Origin of the sequence: Chthonobacter albigriseus, assembly GCF_013839445.1 — a bacterium.
Taxonomy (GTDB): domain Bacteria; phylum Pseudomonadota; class Alphaproteobacteria; order Rhizobiales; family Pleomorphomonadaceae; genus Chthonobacter; species Chthonobacter albigriseus.
The window spans coordinates 1,409,804-1,425,902 of sequence record NZ_JACDIT010000001.1; the positions used below are offsets into that span (position 1 = coordinate 1,409,804).

Here is a 16,099-nt window from a genome sequence, read left to right on the forward strand (position 1 = left end):
CCTTTCGGAAAAATGCGTGGCTGGTCCGCCTTCGCGGACCATGACGCTGGATGGTGGAAAAGAAGAATCTCGGCGGCCGTCGGCTCATCACCGCATTCGACTTCCTGCCGCCCTGCCCCTCAATGGCGGAAGTGCCGCATCCCGGTGAACACCATCGCAAGCCCCGCCGCATCCGCGGCCGCGATCACCTCGTCGTCGCGCATCGAGCCGCCCGGCTGGATCACCGCCGTCGCACCTGCCTCCACGGCAGCCTGCAGCCCGTCCGCGAACGGGAAGAAGGCGTCGGAGGCCACCACCGCGCCCTCCGTGAGGCGCCCGGTAAGGCCGGCCGCGGCGGCAGCGTCTTCCGCCTTGCGGGCCGCAATGCGCGAGGAGTCCACCCGGCTCATCTGCCCGGCCCCGATCCCGACGGTCGCCCCGTTCTTCACATAGACGATCGCGTTCGACTTCACGTGCTTGGCGACCTTGAAGGCGAACAGCATGTCGGCAAGCTCCGCCTCGCTCGGCCGCCGCTTCGTCACCACCCGGAGATCGCCGGCCGTGACCACGCCGTTGTCGCGCGACTGGACCAGCAGCCCGCCGGCCACCGTCCGCACGGTGAGGCCCGGCGCGCGCGGCTCTGGCAGCCCGCCGGCGGTGAGCAGGCGGAGGTTCTTCTTTGCCGCCACGATAGCCACGGCCTCCTCGGTCGCGTCCGGCGCGATGATCACCTCGGTGAAGATCTCCACGATCCGCGCGGCCGCCTCGGCATCCAGCGTCCGGTTGAGCGCCACGATGCCGCCGAAGGCTGAGACCGGATCACAGGCGAGCGCCTTGGTGTAGGCCGCAGCCAGGCTGTCCCCGATCGCAACACCGCACGGGTTCGCGTGCTTGATGATGGCGACCGTCGGCGTTTCGCGGTCGAACTCCGCCACGAGCTCGTAGGCGGCGTCCGTATCGTTGATGTTGTTGTAGGAAAGCTGCTTGCCCTGCAGCTGGCGCGCCGTCGAGACGCCGGGCCGCGCTTCCCCCGTGCGGTAGAACCGCGCCCACTGGTGTGGATTCTCGCCGTAGCGGAGCGCCTCCTGAAGACGCCCGCCGATGCCCACGTAGTCACCCGTCTCGCCCCCGAGGACGCCTGCGAACCACGTCGAGATCGCCGCGTCGTAGGCCGCAGTCCGGGCATACGCCTTGGCCGCCAGCCGCCGCCGCGTGTCGAAGGCGATGCCACCGGCATCGATTCCCTCCAGCACCGCCTGGTAGTCGCCCGGCTCCACCACCACAGCCACGTAGCCGTGGTTCTTCGCCGCTGCGCGGATCATCGCCGGCCCGCCGATGTCGATGTTCTCGATCGTCTCGTCGAGCCCCGCCCCGCGCGCCACCGTCGCCTCGAAGGGATAGAGGTTGACCACCAGGAGGTCGATGCCCTCGATCCCGTGCTCCGCCATAGCCGCCGCGTGGGTCGGCTCGTCGCGCACCGCGAGCAGGCCGCCGTGGATCTTCGGATGCAGCGTTTTCACGCGCCCGTCCATGATCTCCGGGAAACCGGTCACATCGGCGACTTCGGTCACCGGCACCCCGGCCTCCGCCAGCTCCTTCTTGGAGCCGCCCGTCGTCAGCACCGTGATGCCCCGCTCCGTCAGCGCCCTGGCGAAGGCGACCAGACCGGACTTGTCGGAAACGGAGATCAGCGCCCGCTTCGGGATGATGCGGTCGGGATGGCCAGTCATGGGGAAACCTCCGGTCGGGCGGGACGTCGCGCCGATAGCACGCTTTTCCCGTCGCCGGAACCCGCTGGCAGCACTATCCCGGAGCTTAATCGAACAGGCTGCCGCCGAGCGTTCCCCGCACCCGCGGCATGCGGGCCCGGTTGCCCGGCGCGGTCCGGGTCAGCGTCCAGCCGATGTCGGGCGTGATCGTTGCCCGCCCGGAAATCACCACCTGCGCCGTCCGCCGCCGACCATGCACATCGGACAGGTAGATGCTCTCCGCCAGTTCCGGCTCGATCAGGGGGCAGGAGAACATCCAGGCCTCCCCGTCGGGCGCGACAAGCAGGATGTCGCCGCCGGTGGTGCGGTTGGCCCGGATCGCCGGATGCAGGTGGAAGCGGATCGTGAACCGGTCCCGCGTGCCGGACGCCTTGCCGGTCAGCCGATCCAGGCCCTGGATCGTCCCGCCGTCGGCGGCGATCCTGAGCGTACGCTCGTGCACCAGCCCGAACCCCCTCAGGTAGCCGTCGTGGCTGGCGGTGACGATGGTGCCTTCCGCCATATCGCGCCGGTCTACCGAGACCGCGCTCGGCCCCGAAAGGATGAGGTTGCCGATCCGCCGCCGGAGCACGGGCGAGGTGACGAATCGGGCCGACGAGGTGTCCTCCAGTGTCAACGTCGAATGGGCCGCCGTCGCCCGCGAAACCTGCCGCCAACGCTCGTCATCGGCCGCTCCGCAGTTGACGATCACCCGATGCGCCCCACCGCTCAGTTCGAAGGCCAGGCACCCGGCGTGCGCGGTCCGGCTCATCCCGAGCGGCGGGACGCCGCCGGTGTCCATCAGCACCACCGTGCCGCCGTGATCGATCCGCTGGTAGCCGGAATGGCTGGCGTTCTTCACGGGCGTACCGCGGATGTCGTCGTAGGCGAGCACCGTGGCAAGCAAGTCCGCCGGGGTCGAGCCCATGCCGTTGAAGTGCGCGAAGGTCCCGTCGGAGTGCCGGAAGAAGCGCAGCATCGGCATCATCCGGTCGATAGCGCCGATCAGCTCCTGCGAGGGCGACATCCCCCGGGCCGTGTAGGCCTGGCGCAGCGGCAGCAGCTCGGCGAGGAGTTCCAGGAGAACGCCCGGGTTCCGGCTGACATGCCCGCCGTCCGGCAGCACCTGCTCCTTCAGTTCCTGGTCCAGGCGTTGGGTCGCCTGGCGCACCAACCGCTGCTGACCGTCCATGGAGAGAGCCGCCTCCGCCACCGCCACGGCCGAAAGCAGACGTGGGTAGCCCCCGGGTGCATCCAGGAACCGCATCCGCAGGCGTCGTACCTGGCGGACCAGGGATTTCAGGAACCGCCGGTAGAAGGTCCGGTCCGCGTCCTCCAGGATCAGCGGCGACTGGGTGATCCAGGCGAGCACCCTGTGGGCGAGCACATCGGGTTCGAAAGCGAGCGGCGGGGCCTTGGCCTCCTGCGCGATCCAGTCCGCCACCAGCGCCCTCGCGTTCTGCCGGTTCAGCGCGCTGTCCGCGGCGCGCAGGTGCCGCAGCCAGGAAAAGCCGTGAAGCTCGCGCGCCCAGGCGTCGGAGGCCGGCTTGACCTCGAACGGCGATCGGCCGCCGGTGTCGACCACTTGGCCGGCGAAAGGGAACAGCCCCGCATAGATATCGGCTGCGAGCGTTGGATCGGCGGTGCGGATATCCTGCGGCGCGATCACCAGCCGCTCCGGCGTAGGCCCTGGCCAGCGCCAGCGTCCGAACGGGCCGCTTTCCAGGCGAACGATGGCGCGGCGCGTGAGCACGCCCACCGCATAGGAGGAGAGCCGGGCGATCCCGCTGACCGACTCCCACGCCATGGTTCCTTGCGCCTCCTCGCCCGCTGGCCCCGATCTCGGCGCCATCCGCCTCACCCCGACCTCCTGTCGGAGTGTTGTGCGGAATGCCGTCGGACGCGGGACAGAAGCACCCACGCTGCACCCCATGGGACGCGCGCCTTGGTTACCAAAGAGTGAGTGCGACAAGGAAAAAGGCAGCAACGTTGCCGCCGGGCAACAAACACCAAACGCCTGACCTTACTCTCGTATCGCGCGGGCGGTTCGCCTCACGCCTTGCGGCGCAGCCGCGCCGCGAAGAACCCATCCATGCCGGCAAGCCGCGGGTCCGGGTTCGGAAGGTGGATCGGCAGCGTGCGCACGTCGCCGTCCGGCGTGATGAGTTCGGAAAGCCCGAACACCTCGTCGGCCGAAACCGGCACCCGTTCGACCGGTGCGTCGATCAGCAGGAGCCGGCGGATCTGGTCCGGTCCCTCCTCGGGCTCCAGCGAGCAGGTGGAATAGACGAGAAGACCGCCCGGCCGCAGCATGCGGATCGCATGGTCCAGCAGTCTCCGCTGCAGCCCCGCGAGCGTGGCGATGCTTTCCGGCCCCTTCAGGAACGCGCCGTCCGGATGCCGCCGCATCGTTCCGGTCGCCGTGCACGGTGCATCCAAGAGGATCATGTCGAAGGTGGAGCCCATCCACTCCGTGGCATCCGCCATCACCGTGTCGGCCGGAAGCTCCAGCCGGAAGAGATTGCGCCGAAGCCGCTGCAGGCGATGACCCGAGCTGTCCACCGAGGTCACCTTGGCGCCGAGATGGGCGAGCAGCGCGGTCTTCCCGCCCGGGGCCGCGCAGAGATCGCCGACCTTCTTGTCCTTGACGTCGCCGAGCAGCCGCACCGGCAAGGTGGCCGCCGCGTCCTGCACCCACCACGCGCCTTCGTCGTAGCCGTCGATCTTCTCCACGGCGCCCTGGACGACGACGCGCACCGAGCCTGTCGGCAGCACGATGCCACCGAGCCGAGCCGCCCAGCCTTCCGGATCGCTCTTCACGGTGAGGTCCAGGCTCGGCTCGACCATATGCGCCGCGGCAATCGCGCGTGCGGTCTCCTCGCCGTAGGTTTCGGTCCAGCGGCTCAGCAGCCACTCCGGCGTGTTGAGCTTGACCGCATCCTGGTCGGCGAGGATCAGGTCCTTCTCGCGTGCGACCCGGCGCAGGATCGCATTGGCGACGCCCTTGAACGGCCGGCAGTCGCGGTCCGCGTCCACCTGCTCCACCGCGATGGCGACGGACGCGTGGTCGGCGATCCCCATGAACAGCACCTGCGCCGCAGCCACGTGCATGATGGCCTTCAGCTGCAGCAGGTCTTCCGGCAGCGGACGCTCCAGGAAACGGCCGATCGCATCCGAGATCTGGCCGTTGCGGCGAAGCGTGGTCGCCACGATCGCCCGTGCGAGCGCACGGTCGCGTGGCTCCAGGAGCTGGTAGCGATCGGCGAGCTTTCCCGTGTCGAGCAACTGGTCGAGGATCTTGCCCTTGAATACCGCCGCGGCGAGATCCGCCGCGAGCGCACGCGCCGGCATGCCCACGATGGCCGCCGCGGGCGGGCCCTTCCGGCCTCCACCGCCAGGCCGCCCGGAGCCATAGCCGCCACCGCCGCCGGGCCGTTTCGGCCCAGCCTTGAAGCTGCCGGGCTTGCCCCCGCCGCGATCGGCGCGAGCATCACCCCCGCCTTGAGGCCGGGCGTCGCCGCTGCGCTGCGGGCGATCCCCGCGAGCCTCGACGTTCCGGTCCGGCCGGCCCTCGCCACGCGGCGCCCCTCCGGAAGCCGGGCGTTCCCCACGCGGTGCACCGCCGGGCTTGCCGCCGCCGAACGGCCGCGACGGCTTGCGCGGACCCGTGGGCCCGCCCTTGCCGCCGCCGCTTCCGTTTCCTGGTCCCTGTCTTGTCGGAGGCTTCATCCCCAAGGTCCGCGTCGCTGGCCCGGTCCGGGTGCGCCGCTGCGCCGTCCCCACGGTCCGCGCGGTGCGGGCCCGGCCGACGGCGCGCTTTCCACGAAGCTACCGGCCGAAGCCAGGCCACCGCGGGCGAACTCCATCAGCGCGGCGATCCGGTTTTCGGTCGCCGGGTGGGTCGAGAACAGATTGTCCATGCGCTGGCCCGACAGGGGATTGATGATGAACAGGTGGGCCGTAGCAGGATTCGCCTCGGCCGTCATGTTGGGAATGTGCGCCGCACCGCCCGCGATCTTGCCGAGCGCCGAGGCCAGCCACTCCGGATGGCCGCAGATTTCCGCGCCCAGCCTGTCCGCCGAGTATTCCCGAGTGCGCGAGATTGCCATCTGGACCAGGGCGGCCGCCAGCGGCGCCACGAACACCGCGATGATCACGCCGATAAAGCCGAGCGGATTGCCGTTGTTCTCGCGCGACGAACCGCCGAAGAACAGGCCGAAGTTGGCCAGCATCGAGATCGCGCCGGCGATGGTCGCCGTGACGGTCATGATCAGCGTGTCGCGGTTGCGCACGTGGGCAAGTTCGTGCGCCATCACGCCGGCCACTTCTTCAGGCGTCAGCATCTCCAGCAGGCCGGTGGTGGCCGCGACGGCCGCGTTCTGCGGATTGCGTCCCGTAGCGAACGCGTTCGGCTGCGGATTGTCGATCACGTAGACCCGCGGCATGGGCAGGTTGGCGTTCGCCGCCAGCCCCTGCACGAGCCTGAAGAACTCCGGTGCGGTGCGTGCGTCCACCTCGCGGGCGCGATGCATGCGCAGCACCATCTTGTCCGCGTTCCAATAGCTGAACAGGTTCATGGCCGCCGCCACCACGAAGGCGATCACCATGCCCTGGTTGCCGCCGATCAGGTAGCCGACGCCCATGAACAACGCCGTCAGGGCGGCGAGCAGCATGGCGGTCTTCAGGATGTTCATCGCGCTTTCAGGCCTTCCCGACCTCGACCAAAGCCGGGGAGGTCGTCATGTCCCGGCGCGGGACAAGACGCCCGCAGATTGACTATATGATGGGGATCTGGATGCCCGCCATCAAGCAAGCACCAGCGGGACCTTGAACCGGATCGCACGATGACACCTGACGAGACGACCCACCAGCCCGCCTCCGAACAGCGCCGTCTGGAAGACCTGCCCCCGGCGGCACAGCGCGCCCTTCGGGAGGCCGAGGAGCGCCGGGCCGCCGCCGCGGCGGCGGAGCAGGCCCCGCGCGAGATCCAAGGCCGCGGCGGCCTGGAACCGGTCCGCTACGGCGACTGGGAGATCAAGGGACTGACGGCCGATTTCTGAGGGTGTCCTGAAACGGGACGTGTCCCGATCCGGGACCGAGGGTCGTCCCGCAGGCGCGACCCCGCATCCCGATCTGTAGCGAACCGGACGGCCCACCGTAAACGAGCGGTGAACAAGCCCCTGGACGGCCCGTTGGCCGGTAACCCTGGCAGACAATCCCTTCATTTTGAATCAATCACTTGGCATCCGCGACAGGGCTCGCGGAGGCGCTTTGGCGCGCTTCGGCACGTCTCCTGCGGAACTCCGGGCACGACACCCCGCCGGCGGCACGGCGGGTTCACGCACCGGAGGCCACGATGCGCACCACCGTTTCCAAGCTGAAGTCCTCGATCACCCGTTTCCGCTCCGACGCCCGCGGTTCCATGGCGAGCCTGTTCGCCATCGCCAGCGCCGGTGTGTTTCTCACCGTTGGCGCTTCCGTCGACTTCGGCCAGTCGCTGAAGATCCAGGCGACGATGACCGGCGCCGCCGACGCGGCCTCCCTGGTCGCCGCCAAGCTGGTCGCCTCCGGCGAGACCAACACCGCGACGATCAAGAAGGCCGCGCGCGACGCCTATGACGCCAATTTCCTGATCGAGACCAACCGCGGCTTCAAGACCGAGACCTTCGACGCCGTCCCGGACTTCACCACCAACGCGGTCAAGGTCACTGCCGGCGGCACCATGCCGACCGCCTTCATGGGCCTTGCCGGCATCAAGACCCTGCCGATCAATATCGCCTCGACCTCGCAGATCGACGGCAGCGTCATCGAGATCTCCATGATGCTGGACCTGACCGGCTCCATGGAGGAGATCACCGCCGACAAGAAGGGCAAGAAGATCACCGTCCTGGAGGCGGCCGCCAAGGACCTCGTCAAGACGCTGCTGCCCGCGACCGGCAAGCCGACGCAGGACGTTCGGATCAGCCTCGCGCCCTTCAGCGCCGGCGTCAACGCCGGCTCGCTCGCTGCCAAGGTCTCCGGCGGCAAGAGCGCCTCCTGCGTCCTGGAGCGCGCCTCCGGCACCACCGCCACCGATGCCTCGCCGATCGCCTCGCCCTTCAAGAAGGGCAGCGGCTGCCCCACCCGCGCCGTCATGCCGCTGACCGACGACCGCGCCGCGCTGCTGACCCGCCTCGACAAGCTGACCACCGGCGGCACCACCGCCGGCCACCTCGGCACGGCTTGGGCCTTCGGCCTCCTCTCCCCGGTCTGGAGCGACGTGCTCGTCGGCAGCGAGCCGGCTTCCTACGGCGACAAGGACGTCAAGAAGATCGCCATCCTGATGACGGACGGCCTCTACAACACCTGGGGCGGCACCATGAGCGGCGCCAACGTCGCCAAGTCGATGGCCGAGGCTGTCGCCACCTGCACCGCGATGAAGAGCGCCGGCATCACCGTCTACGCCGTTGGCTTCGAACTCGCCGACGCCGACGCCAAGAAGACGCTGAAGGACTGTGCCTCTGTCGAGGGAGGCGCCCCGCTCTTCTTCGACGCCAAGAACGGCGCCGAACTGCTCGCCGCCTACAAGGCGATCGCCAACCAGATCCAGCGCCTCCGCCTCTCGGTCTGAGACCCCGGCCGTCCACCACCCCGGACGGGCAGGCCCCCGCCGTCATCACGACGGCGGGGGTTTCGCGTAGCGCCACCATCGCGGGAGGCGGACACATCCTGATACGAGAATCCTTGTTTTCGCCACGGTCTCGCCCATCCGGGACCATGCGACGCTGGCAGCTTAAGCCTCGGTTGTCTCGGGATCCCTTCTTCTGATCCCGGCTTTTCCAGCCCCCCAGCCCCCCGGGGTCGCGTTCGAAAGGGCATCGCGGGCTTCACCCCCCGCGTTCCGAGACAACCTCCTTCCCCTCGTTGACGGATCGCCACGAAGGTGCGTTGCCCGCGTCTGCGGGGAATGCTACTCGCAAGCCCCATTCGCCGCCGAGACCGTCCCGATGACCGCCCCCGTAAGCCCGTCGATCCAGCCCGCTCCGCTGCGCGCGCCGTTGCTCGCCCTGCTCATCGGCTTGGCCGCAATCCTCGGCGCCTGGGGGTTCCAGATCATCGGCGGCTACGTGCCCTGCAAGCTCTGCCTTCAGGAGCGGCTCTTCTACTATGCCGGCCTGCCGCTGCTGCTGCTCGCGATCCTGCTTCGCCGCTGGATGCCGCGGGCGGCGCGCCTTCTCTCGCTCCTGGCCGGACTGGTCTTCCTCGCCGGCGTCGGCCTCGGCGGCTACCATGCCGGCGCCGAATACGATTTCTGGCTCGGCCCGTCCGACTGCGGCGGCGGCGTCGCGCCCGTCACCGACGCGGCCGATCTGCTGTCGCAGATGAAGAACACCCGCCTCGTCTCGTGTTCGGAGGCCTCGGTCGACCTGTTCGGCCTGTCCTTCGCCGGGTGGAACGTCGTCGCATCGCTCGCTGTGGCGCTGCTGGCCCTGCGGGGCGCCTTCGCCTCGGAAAAGGCCGTTCTCTGATCTCAGGCGCGGAAGCCGCCGGATTGGAGGTAGGCGATCTCCTCCGGCGTCGAGGTCCTCCCCAGGATCTCGTTGCGATGGGGAAACCGCCCGAACCGGCGGATCGCGTCCATGTGCACGAGCGCGTAGTAGTCGAGTTCGCGGTTCTTCAGCGCGCGGAAGAGGTCGACCGACCGCGTCTGGGCCGCGATGTCCTCCGCGTGCTCGAACGGCAGGTAGAAGAAGGCCCGCACATCCACCGGAAAGGCCTCCGGGAAGCGCTTCTCCACCGCCCGCTCCGCGATCTTGAGAGCCTTGGCGTCTGTTGCGAACGCCCGCGGCGTCCGCCGGAAGATGTTGCGCGGGATCTGGTCCAGCAGGATCAGGAGGGCCAACGTTCCGTGCGGCGTCGCCTCCCAATCGTCGAGATCGCCGGCGGCCGCCTGCTCGTGCAGCGCGCCGAGCGCCTCCGCGCAGCGCGCGTCGAAGTCCGCGCCGCCCGCGAACCAGGCCGCCGGTCCGGCGTCCCACCAGAAGCTCAGAACGTCGATCGCAGCGTCGGTCATCTCAGATCCTCCGGCAGGTTGCCTCAGAGCCGCACGTCTCCCCGCGCGATCGCATCGTAGCCGGCGGCATCGAGCCTCACGTAGCACTGTTCGCGCGGGTCGAGGAAGAAGAGCGGATCCTCGATTCGGTGTGGATCGAAGCCCTCGGAGGCGAGGTCCACCTTCTTCAGCTTGAACGTTCCGGTGGTCTCGATCTCGCTCTTGAGCCTCAGGAACAGGGGCTTGGCATAGGCAGGCAGCTGCTGGTCCAGGTGGCGGGAGAGCGCCTTCAGGTCGATGTCGTCGGCCGCCACGATGGCCGCCATGCCCGCGCGTCCCTCGCTCCCGGGCACCTGCACGCCGTAGACGTTGGGCGTCATCACGCCGGGAAACACGCCGAGCGCCTCCGCCACTTCGGAGGTCGCGACGTTCTCGCCCTTCCAGCGGAAGGTATCGCCGATGCGGTCGATGAAGAAGTAATAGCCGAGGCTGTCCTTGCGCACGAGGTCGCCGGTCCGGAACCACCGGTCGCCCGTCTTGAACACGTCGGTGAGGATCTTCTTCTCCGTCGCCGCCTGGTCCGCGTATCCCTCGAAGCGCTGGCTCGGCTTCTTCGGGTCGTTGACGATCTCGGAGACGAGTTCGCCCACTTCGTCCGGCGCGCATTCCACGCAGCGCCCGTCCATGTCGCGCACCTCCCGGTCGGCGGTGACATCGTACTTGATCACCTTGAGCAGGAACTTGCGCTCCAGATACTTCGGCACCCGCCCGATCGAGCCTGCCTTGCCGTCGAGGTTGAACAGCACGGCGTTGCCTTCCGTCGAGGCGTACCACTCCAGGATCTGCGGGATCGCGAACCGCTCCTTGAACGGCAACCATACGTCGGGCCGAAGGCCGTTTCCGCTCATGATCCTCAGCCGGTGGGCGCGCTCCCGTGGATGCCGCGGCGAGTTGAGCAGGTAGCGGCAGAGCTCGCCGATGTACTGGGCCATGCTGCAGTTGTTGTCGACGATGTCGTCCCAGAACTGCCGGGCCGAGAACCGTTTGGCGATCATCACCGATCCCCCCACGGTCAGGACGGTGCCGACGGCGAGCACGCCGCCCGACGTGTGGTAGAGCGGCAGGCAGACATACATCCGGTCCTCGGCGGTCGCCTTCATCGCGGCCGAGAAGCCGTTCATGATGGCGAGCACCCGGTAGTGGTTGATGTTCGCGGCCTTGGGCAGGCCCGTGGTACCGGACGTGTAGATGAAGAGGCAACGGTCGTTGGAGGTGAGCGCCGGAACCTCGCCCGGCGCAAGATCGGCGTCCGACAGGCCGTCCAGCACGGGTTCCAGCGGCGTCCCCACCGTATCGGCACCGATCGTCCACACCTTGGGCGCTGACGGCACGAAACCCTCGGCGCTTTGCCAGGCTTCGATCAGGTCGCCGGACACGATCACATGACGGGCCTTCGCGATCCCGACGCAATGAGCAAGCGATACCCCGGCCAAGTTGGTGTTGAGCAGCGCGACGACGCCGCCGGCGCGTGTGATCCCCAGCCAAACCGCCAGGTACTCCGGCCGGTTCGACATCATGAGCGCCACCACGTCGCCCTTGCGGATGCCGTTGGCGATCGCCCAGCGTGCGTATCGGTTGCCGCGCTTATGGAACTGCGCATAGGTGAGATGCTCGCCTTCACCCATCAGCGCGGTACGCTCGCCGAACCGGGCGGCCAGATCCTCCACGACCCGCGGCCAGGTCAGGTCGGGCGTCCTCGCGATCCGCGTCACCCGCTTCAACATGCGGACCGCGCCGCTCAGATACGCCCACTCGCTGCGTGCTCGCTCGCCGAAGCTCATGCCTGCGTGTCCTCCTCCCGGACTGGGTTGCTCTGACGGCCCCCTGCATTGGCTCATATGTTACGTGAACGTAAGCGTCAACCGGAAACGGTCTGCCGCCGCTGCTTCTGCTGGCCTGCGACCATAGGCGGGATTAAACCTTTCCTCCGTCCGCCTATGTGATGATCGGCCAACCGCAGAAAAGCACAAGAAGTGTGAGGAACGCCCCAGATGAAAACCATCCTTTCGGCCGCTGCTCTCCTGGCTGCTCTCATTATCCCACCGTTCGCCGCTCCCCCCGCTCTGGCGCAGGCGATGACCGAGGCCGAGGTCGAGGTTCCCATGGTGACCGTGGGAGACCTGGAGATCGCTGCTCCCTGGGCCCGCGCGACGCCGCCCGGCCAGAAGGTGAGCGCCGTCTACTTCCTGATCCGCAACAAGTCCGACAAACCCATTTCGCTCATCGGGGCCTCCTCGCCCGTCGCCGGATCCGTTGTGCTCCATACAATGAAGGCGCCGAACGGCTTTCCGCAGATGACGGCGATTGACGCGATCGAGATACCGCCCAAGAGCGAAGTCGAATTCCAGCCCGGCAGCTACCATCTGATGCTCCTGGGCTTGAACACGATGTTGAGCATCGGTAAGGCCTACGACGTGACGCTCAAGTTCTCCGACGGCACCGAAGCCGCCCTGAAGGCGGCCGTCTGGGACGTCGGCATGGTCCGGGTGATGAAGCAATGAACGCCTTGAGAGTGGTCCGCCTGCTCACCTGGGCCCTTGTCGTGGTGCTGGCCGGCGTGACCGGCTACATCGTCTGGCAAGGCCGGCAGGCAGGACCGCAAGACGTGGTCGGCAGCGGCGAGGCTGCGGTGGGCGGGCCGTTCACGCTGGTGGACACCAATGGCCGGACGATCACGGAGAAGGATCTCGCCGGCAAGCCCTACGCCATCTTCTTCGGTTTCACCCACTGCCCCGACGTCTGCCCCACCACGCTGGCGGAACTCAGCGTGCTGATGGGCGAGATGGGGGCCGACGCCGAGAAGCTCAACGTGGTGTTCGTCACGGTCGATCCGGAACGGGACACCCCGGAAAGCCTGAAGAGCTACCTGTCATCTTTTTCGGACAAGGTGATCGGCCTTTCCGGCACCGAGGATCAGGTCGCCGACGTCGTTGCCAAGTACAGGGTCTACCGCCGCAAGGTTCCAACCGAAGGCGGCGACTACACCATGGACCACACGGCGGCCGTCTTCCTGATGGGCGCCGACGGACGGTTCCGCGGGACCATCTCCTACGGCGAGGCGCAGGCCGACGCGCTCGCCAAGCTCCAGCGTCTGGTCGCCGGCTGAGAGCGAGGCGTTTGATCCATGGCAATGGAAAGCCCTGGCGACCGGGCGTATAGTTCGTCAGTGGACGGTCCCACCGTCCGGGAAATGGAATTCGGTATGAACGCGCGCTTGGCGACGGTGGTGACGTGGGGCGGGGGTGGTCTCATCCTGGCTGCCGGCGTGCTCGCTTTTGCGCTGCAGATCCTGCAGGGCGAGTCCGTCTTCGCGGCGCGCCTCCTCGCCGGCCTCGCCGGCTGCCTCTGACGAGATGGGCATGGACACCGACCCGCACTCCGCCAAGCCGAGCCGGACGCAAGCTTCGCGCATGGATCTGGTCGCATCGGTGGTTCTCCCACTTGCGGTCATGGGTCTCGGCGTCGCCCTGTCGGCCGAGGCGAGCGGCGGCCTGAACGCCCTCGTCGACATCTGCCTGTCCGTCATCCGCTGATGTCAGCCGGAAAGCCGTCCGCTTCGGAAGCTTTCGACGCGGCAAACGCCGAGATCCTCGACGTCCGTGGTCTCCTTTGCCCGCTCCCGGTCCTGAAGGCCCGCAAGGCGATCGGGCGGCTGCCTCTCGGCGGTCGCCTTCTCGTCGAGGCCACCGACCCGATGGCCGCGATCGACGTTCCCCATTTCTGCAACGAGAACGGTCACACGCTGCTCGCGACCGAGCGCGACGGGGACCTCATCCGCTTCCTGATCGAACGCGGTCGCTGACCGGGTCAGGGCCGGCGCACCCGGACCTTCAGCAGCAGCACTCCCCCGACCAGGAACAGACCGATCAGCGGCACCACCCCGAAACGCTGGCTGCCGGACAACTGCGTGGTCAGACCCACCAGCAGCGGCCCCATGAAGCTGGTGATCTTGCCCGTCAGGGCGAACAGCCCGAAGAACTGGCCGATCCTGTCCGCCGGGGCCACCCGGCAGAGCAGCGTGCGCGAGGCCGCCTGCACCGGCCCGGCGGCAAGCCCGATCAGTCCGCCGAGCACCAGGTAGAGCTTTTCCGGCCACGAGGCGTAGAGGCCGTCGCCCGGGGCGGGAGGGGTCACCGGCACCACGAACAGCACATGCGCGGGATCGATGGAGAGGATCCCGACCGCCGCCGCGGTGAGCAGGCCGAGCGCGCCGAGCACCACCGGTTTGGAGCCGAAGCGATCGTCGAGCCGCCCGCCGACGAAGGCTCCGATGGTGCCGGTGATCGTAAGGAGGATGCCGAAGATCCCGATCTCGATCGTTCCCCAACCGAGCACGCCCGCGGCATAGACCCCGCCGAAGGCGAACAGGGCGATCAGGCCGTCCGTGTAGATCATGTTCGCGGCGAGGAAGAAGGCCGCATCCTTCATCTGGCGCAACGACCTGAGCGTTTCCAGGAGCGATCCTGCGCCCGCCCGGACCGCCTCCCCCACCCGCATCCGACCCGGCGTGTCCGGCGTGAACAACAGCAGCGGCGTGACGAACACGGCGAACCAGAGCGCCGAAAGCGGCCCGACCGCCCGGTCGCCCTCCCGCAGGGCCGGGTCGAGCCCGAAGATCGGGTCCAGCCCCGCGAGGGTCTTGCCGGTGACCGGGTCGCCGGCCATGAGCGCGAGCGTCAGCGCCAGGCTCACCAGCCCGCCGATGTAGCCGACCGCCCAACCCGTTCCGGACAGCCGACCGATCCGCTCCGGCGGCACGAGGCTCGGGATCATCGCGTTGTTGAACACGGCCGCATATTCCACGCCGATCGTCCCGATCGCGAACAGCAGCAGCGCCAGCGGCACGGCCATCGGCGCCCCCGGCACCACGAACCAGAGGCCGGCGGACGCCGCCGCCATCATGAACCCGAACAGGGCGACGAAGGGCTTGCGTCGGCCCGCCGCGTCCGCCACGGCGCCGAGGAGCGGCGCCGTCAGCGCGATGACCAGCCCCGCGGCAGCCGTCGCATAGCCCCAGAGGGCTTGGCCCTCGACGGGACTCGACGCCACCGCCGCCGCGAAGAAGGGCGCGAACACGAAGGTGGTGACAAGCGTGTAGAACGGCTGGGTCGAGCAATCGAACAGCAGCCAGCCGAGGATGCCGGCCCGCGGCACGTCCTGGGGTCGGGATGCGACAGTGGCCATGACATCTCCGGCGGGCAGGCGCCGTCGATTCGCACGGCGCGCCAATCAGGCGTCAAAACCGATAGGCCGGCAACCCCGCCGGGCGCGTCAGACGCCGAGGATCACCGCCCAGATCGACACGGTGAACACGCCGAGCGCCGTCGTCAGCGTGATCGTCGAGGACGCGAGGCCATGGCCGACGCCGAAGTGGTTGGCGATCAGGTAGGCGTTGACGCCGGTCGGCACCGAGGAGGTCAGTACCATTGCCGCCGTCCAGACCGGCGAGAGCTCGAGCAGATGCGCCGCCACGTAGACGGAGGCCGGCAGCAGGAAGAGCTTCAATGCGCTCATCGTCACGGCCGGCCCGAGATGGCCGCGCACGCCGTATTTGCGCACCGCCATGCCCATCGACAGCAGCGCCGCCGGCCCGGCGAGCCCGGCGATCTGATCCATCACCACCTCCGGAATGCCGCCGATCGGCAGCCCCGTCAGCCGGAACAGCGATCCGGCGACAAGGCCGATCACCAGCGGATTGCGGACGAGGTTCCGCGCGACCTGCCGCAGGATGGCGCCGATCCCCTGCCCGGCCTTCCCCTCGACGGCCCGCTCGGCCCGCTCCATCATCAGCGTCCCCGCGATCATCATCACCGGCAGGTGCACCGAGAGCAGGATCGAAAGAGCCGCGACGCCCTGGTCGCTCAGCATCCGCCCCACCAGCGGCAGGCCGATGAAGACGTTGTTGGCGAAGGCCGACGACACCCCCGCAACCACGCCGAGCCGCGCATCACGCTTGAACACCCGCGTCGCCAGGAGATGACCCACAGTCCAGGTCACCGCGACGCCGGAGAAGTAGGCGGCCCACAGGGTCCATGGCGACGATCCGTCGAGGTCGGCCTCCGCGATCGTGCGAAACAGCAGCACCGGCACCGCGAGCTTGAACACGAAGTCGCCGAGCGCATCGCCCACCTCCGCCTTGAGAAGGCGGAGCGCGACGGCCGCCCAGCCGATCGCGATCAGCGCGAAGATGGGGATGACGTTGTCGACGATCTGGGACAAGGCGGACGGGCTTCGCTTCGGCGGGAGGGGCGAACCGTTCCGCGGCACGCCGACATCCCTT

General features: G+C 68.5%; 16 protein-coding genes. 8 read left to right on the plus strand and 8 right to left on the minus strand.

What is annotated here, in order from left to right:
- Positions 1-119 precede the first annotated feature (119 nt).
- From purH to htpX, 4 genes are all read right to left on the minus strand, one after another.
- Positions 120-1,709, minus strand: coding sequence for a bifunctional phosphoribosylaminoimidazolecarboxamide formyltransferase/IMP cyclohydrolase (gene purH, locus HZ321_RS06335; protein WP_181701277.1), 1,590 nt, complete (start codon positions 1,707-1,709; stop codon positions 120-122).
- 85 nt (positions 1,710-1,794) lie between these two features.
- The gene (locus HZ321_RS06340) at positions 1,795-3,534 is read right to left on the minus strand and encodes a heparinase II/III family protein (RefSeq protein WP_181701279.1); all 1,740 of its coding nucleotides are present in this window, start codon (positions 3,532-3,534) and stop codon (positions 1,795-1,797) included.
- A gap of 245 nt (positions 3,535-3,779) precedes the next feature.
- Positions 3,780-5,078 carry an RsmB/NOP family class I SAM-dependent RNA methyltransferase gene (locus tag HZ321_RS06345; RefSeq protein ID WP_181701281.1) on the minus strand — a complete coding sequence of 433 codons (1,299 nt, stop codon included), beginning with the start codon at positions 5,076-5,078 and terminating at the stop codon, positions 3,780-3,782.
- A gap of 374 nt (positions 5,079-5,452) precedes the next feature.
- Positions 5,453-6,421, minus strand: a complete 969-nt coding sequence (gene htpX, locus HZ321_RS06350; RefSeq protein ID WP_181701283.1) for a zinc metalloprotease HtpX — start codon at positions 6,419-6,421, stop codon at positions 5,453-5,455.
- Between the two features lie 150 nt (positions 6,422-6,571).
- On the opposite strand from htpX, the gene HZ321_RS06355 reads away from it, so the two are divergent.
- The 3 genes from HZ321_RS06355 (at position 6,572) to HZ321_RS06365 (ending at position 9,235) form a co-directional block, all read left to right on the plus strand.
- Positions 6,572-6,787: a DUF1674 domain-containing protein gene (locus tag HZ321_RS06355; protein WP_181701285.1), complete on the plus strand. Its 216-nt coding sequence runs from the start codon at positions 6,572-6,574 to the stop codon at positions 6,785-6,787.
- A gap of 296 nt (positions 6,788-7,083) precedes the next feature.
- On the plus strand, positions 7,084-8,337 hold the full coding sequence (locus HZ321_RS06360) for a vWA domain-containing protein (protein WP_181701287.1): 1,254 nt from the start codon (positions 7,084-7,086) through the stop codon (positions 8,335-8,337).
- A gap of 376 nt (positions 8,338-8,713) precedes the next feature.
- Positions 8,714-9,235 carry a disulfide bond formation protein B gene (locus HZ321_RS06365; RefSeq protein WP_181701289.1) on the plus strand — a complete coding sequence of 174 codons (522 nt, stop codon included), beginning with the start codon at positions 8,714-8,716 and terminating at the stop codon, positions 9,233-9,235.
- A gap of 2 nt (positions 9,236-9,237) precedes the next feature.
- On the opposite strand, the gene HZ321_RS06370 is transcribed toward HZ321_RS06365, so the two are convergent.
- Complete coding sequence (locus tag HZ321_RS06370) at positions 9,238-9,780, minus strand: DUF924 family protein (RefSeq protein WP_181701291.1); 543 nt, start codon at positions 9,778-9,780, stop codon at positions 9,238-9,240.
- A gap of 23 nt (positions 9,781-9,803) precedes the next feature.
- Complete coding sequence (locus HZ321_RS06375; RefSeq protein WP_181701293.1) at positions 9,804-11,600, minus strand: long-chain-acyl-CoA synthetase; 1,797 nt, start codon at positions 11,598-11,600, stop codon at positions 9,804-9,806.
- A gap of 210 nt (positions 11,601-11,810) precedes the next feature.
- On the opposite strand from HZ321_RS06375, the gene HZ321_RS06380 reads away from it, so the two are divergent.
- The 5 genes from HZ321_RS06380 (at position 11,811) to HZ321_RS06400 (ending at position 13,621) form a co-directional block, all read left to right on the plus strand.
- Positions 11,811-12,320 carry a copper chaperone PCu(A)C gene (locus HZ321_RS06380; RefSeq protein WP_181701295.1) on the plus strand — a complete coding sequence of 170 codons (510 nt, stop codon included), beginning with the start codon at positions 11,811-11,813 and terminating at the stop codon, positions 12,318-12,320.
- A complete protein-coding gene (locus HZ321_RS06385) occupies positions 12,317-12,925 on the plus strand; it encodes an SCO family protein (RefSeq protein WP_181701297.1) in 609 nt (202 codons plus the stop codon). Before HZ321_RS06380 ends, HZ321_RS06385 begins: the two co-directional genes overlap by 4 nt.
- Positions 12,926-13,021: 96 nt before the next feature.
- The gene (locus HZ321_RS06390) at positions 13,022-13,168 is read left to right on the plus strand and encodes a hypothetical protein (protein ID WP_181701299.1); all 147 of its coding nucleotides are present in this window, start codon (positions 13,022-13,024) and stop codon (positions 13,166-13,168) included.
- 10 nt (positions 13,169-13,178) lie between these two features.
- Positions 13,179-13,352: a hypothetical protein gene (locus tag HZ321_RS06395; RefSeq protein WP_181701301.1), complete on the plus strand. Its 174-nt coding sequence runs from the start codon at positions 13,179-13,181 to the stop codon at positions 13,350-13,352.
- Positions 13,352-13,621, plus strand: a complete 270-nt coding sequence (locus HZ321_RS06400) for a sulfurtransferase TusA family protein (protein ID WP_181701303.1) — start codon at positions 13,352-13,354, stop codon at positions 13,619-13,621. The genes HZ321_RS06395 and HZ321_RS06400 overlap by 1 nt, the downstream gene beginning before the upstream one ends.
- 5 nt (positions 13,622-13,626) lie before the next feature.
- On the opposite strand, the gene HZ321_RS06405 is transcribed toward HZ321_RS06400, so the two are convergent.
- Together HZ321_RS06405 and HZ321_RS06410 are read right to left on the minus strand one after the other, a co-directional pair.
- Entirely contained in the window at positions 13,627-15,003 is a 1,377-nt protein-coding gene (locus HZ321_RS06405; protein ID WP_181701305.1) for an MFS transporter, read from the minus strand.
- Between the two features lie 87 nt (positions 15,004-15,090).
- Positions 15,091-16,038 carry an AEC family transporter gene (locus HZ321_RS06410; protein WP_181701307.1) on the minus strand — a complete coding sequence of 316 codons (948 nt, stop codon included), beginning with the start codon at positions 16,036-16,038 and terminating at the stop codon, positions 15,091-15,093.
- Between the last annotated feature and the right edge of the window lie 61 nt (positions 16,039-16,099).

Excerpts from the sequence above, each read along its gene's own strand:
- purH (WP_181701277.1), bottom strand. The coding sequence starts at position 1,709 with ATGACTGGCCATCCCGACCGCATCATCCCGAAGCGGGCGCTGATCTCC.
- HZ321_RS06340 (WP_181701279.1), bottom strand. The coding sequence starts at position 3,534 with ATGGCGTGGGAGTCGGTCAGCGGGATCGCCCGGCTCTCCTCCTATGCG.
- HZ321_RS06345 (WP_181701281.1), bottom strand. The coding sequence starts at position 5,078 with ATGCCGGCGCGTGCGCTCGCGGCGGATCTCGCCGCGGCGGTATTCAAG.
- htpX (WP_181701283.1), bottom strand. The coding sequence starts at position 6,421 with ATGAACATCCTGAAGACCGCCATGCTGCTCGCCGCCCTGACGGCGTTG.
- HZ321_RS06355 (WP_181701285.1), top strand. The coding sequence starts at position 6,572 with ATGACACCTGACGAGACGACCCACCAGCCCGCCTCCGAACAGCGCCGT.
- HZ321_RS06360 (WP_181701287.1), top strand. The coding sequence starts at position 7,084 with ATGCGCACCACCGTTTCCAAGCTGAAGTCCTCGATCACCCGTTTCCGC.
- HZ321_RS06365 (WP_181701289.1), top strand. The coding sequence starts at position 8,714 with ATGACCGCCCCCGTAAGCCCGTCGATCCAGCCCGCTCCGCTGCGCGCG.
- HZ321_RS06370 (WP_181701291.1), bottom strand. The coding sequence starts at position 9,780 with ATGACCGACGCTGCGATCGACGTTCTGAGCTTCTGGTGGGACGCCGGA.
- HZ321_RS06375 (WP_181701293.1), bottom strand. The coding sequence starts at position 11,600 with ATGAGCTTCGGCGAGCGAGCACGCAGCGAGTGGGCGTATCTGAGCGGC.
- HZ321_RS06380 (WP_181701295.1), top strand. The coding sequence starts at position 11,811 with ATGAAAACCATCCTTTCGGCCGCTGCTCTCCTGGCTGCTCTCATTATC.
- HZ321_RS06385 (WP_181701297.1), top strand. The coding sequence starts at position 12,317 with ATGAACGCCTTGAGAGTGGTCCGCCTGCTCACCTGGGCCCTTGTCGTG.
- HZ321_RS06390 (WP_181701299.1), top strand. The coding sequence starts at position 13,022 with ATGAACGCGCGCTTGGCGACGGTGGTGACGTGGGGCGGGGGTGGTCTC.
- HZ321_RS06395 (WP_181701301.1), top strand. The coding sequence starts at position 13,179 with ATGGACACCGACCCGCACTCCGCCAAGCCGAGCCGGACGCAAGCTTCG.
- HZ321_RS06400 (WP_181701303.1), top strand. The coding sequence starts at position 13,352 with ATGTCAGCCGGAAAGCCGTCCGCTTCGGAAGCTTTCGACGCGGCAAAC.
- HZ321_RS06405 (WP_181701305.1), bottom strand. The coding sequence starts at position 15,003 with ATGGCCACTGTCGCATCCCGACCCCAGGACGTGCCGCGGGCCGGCATC.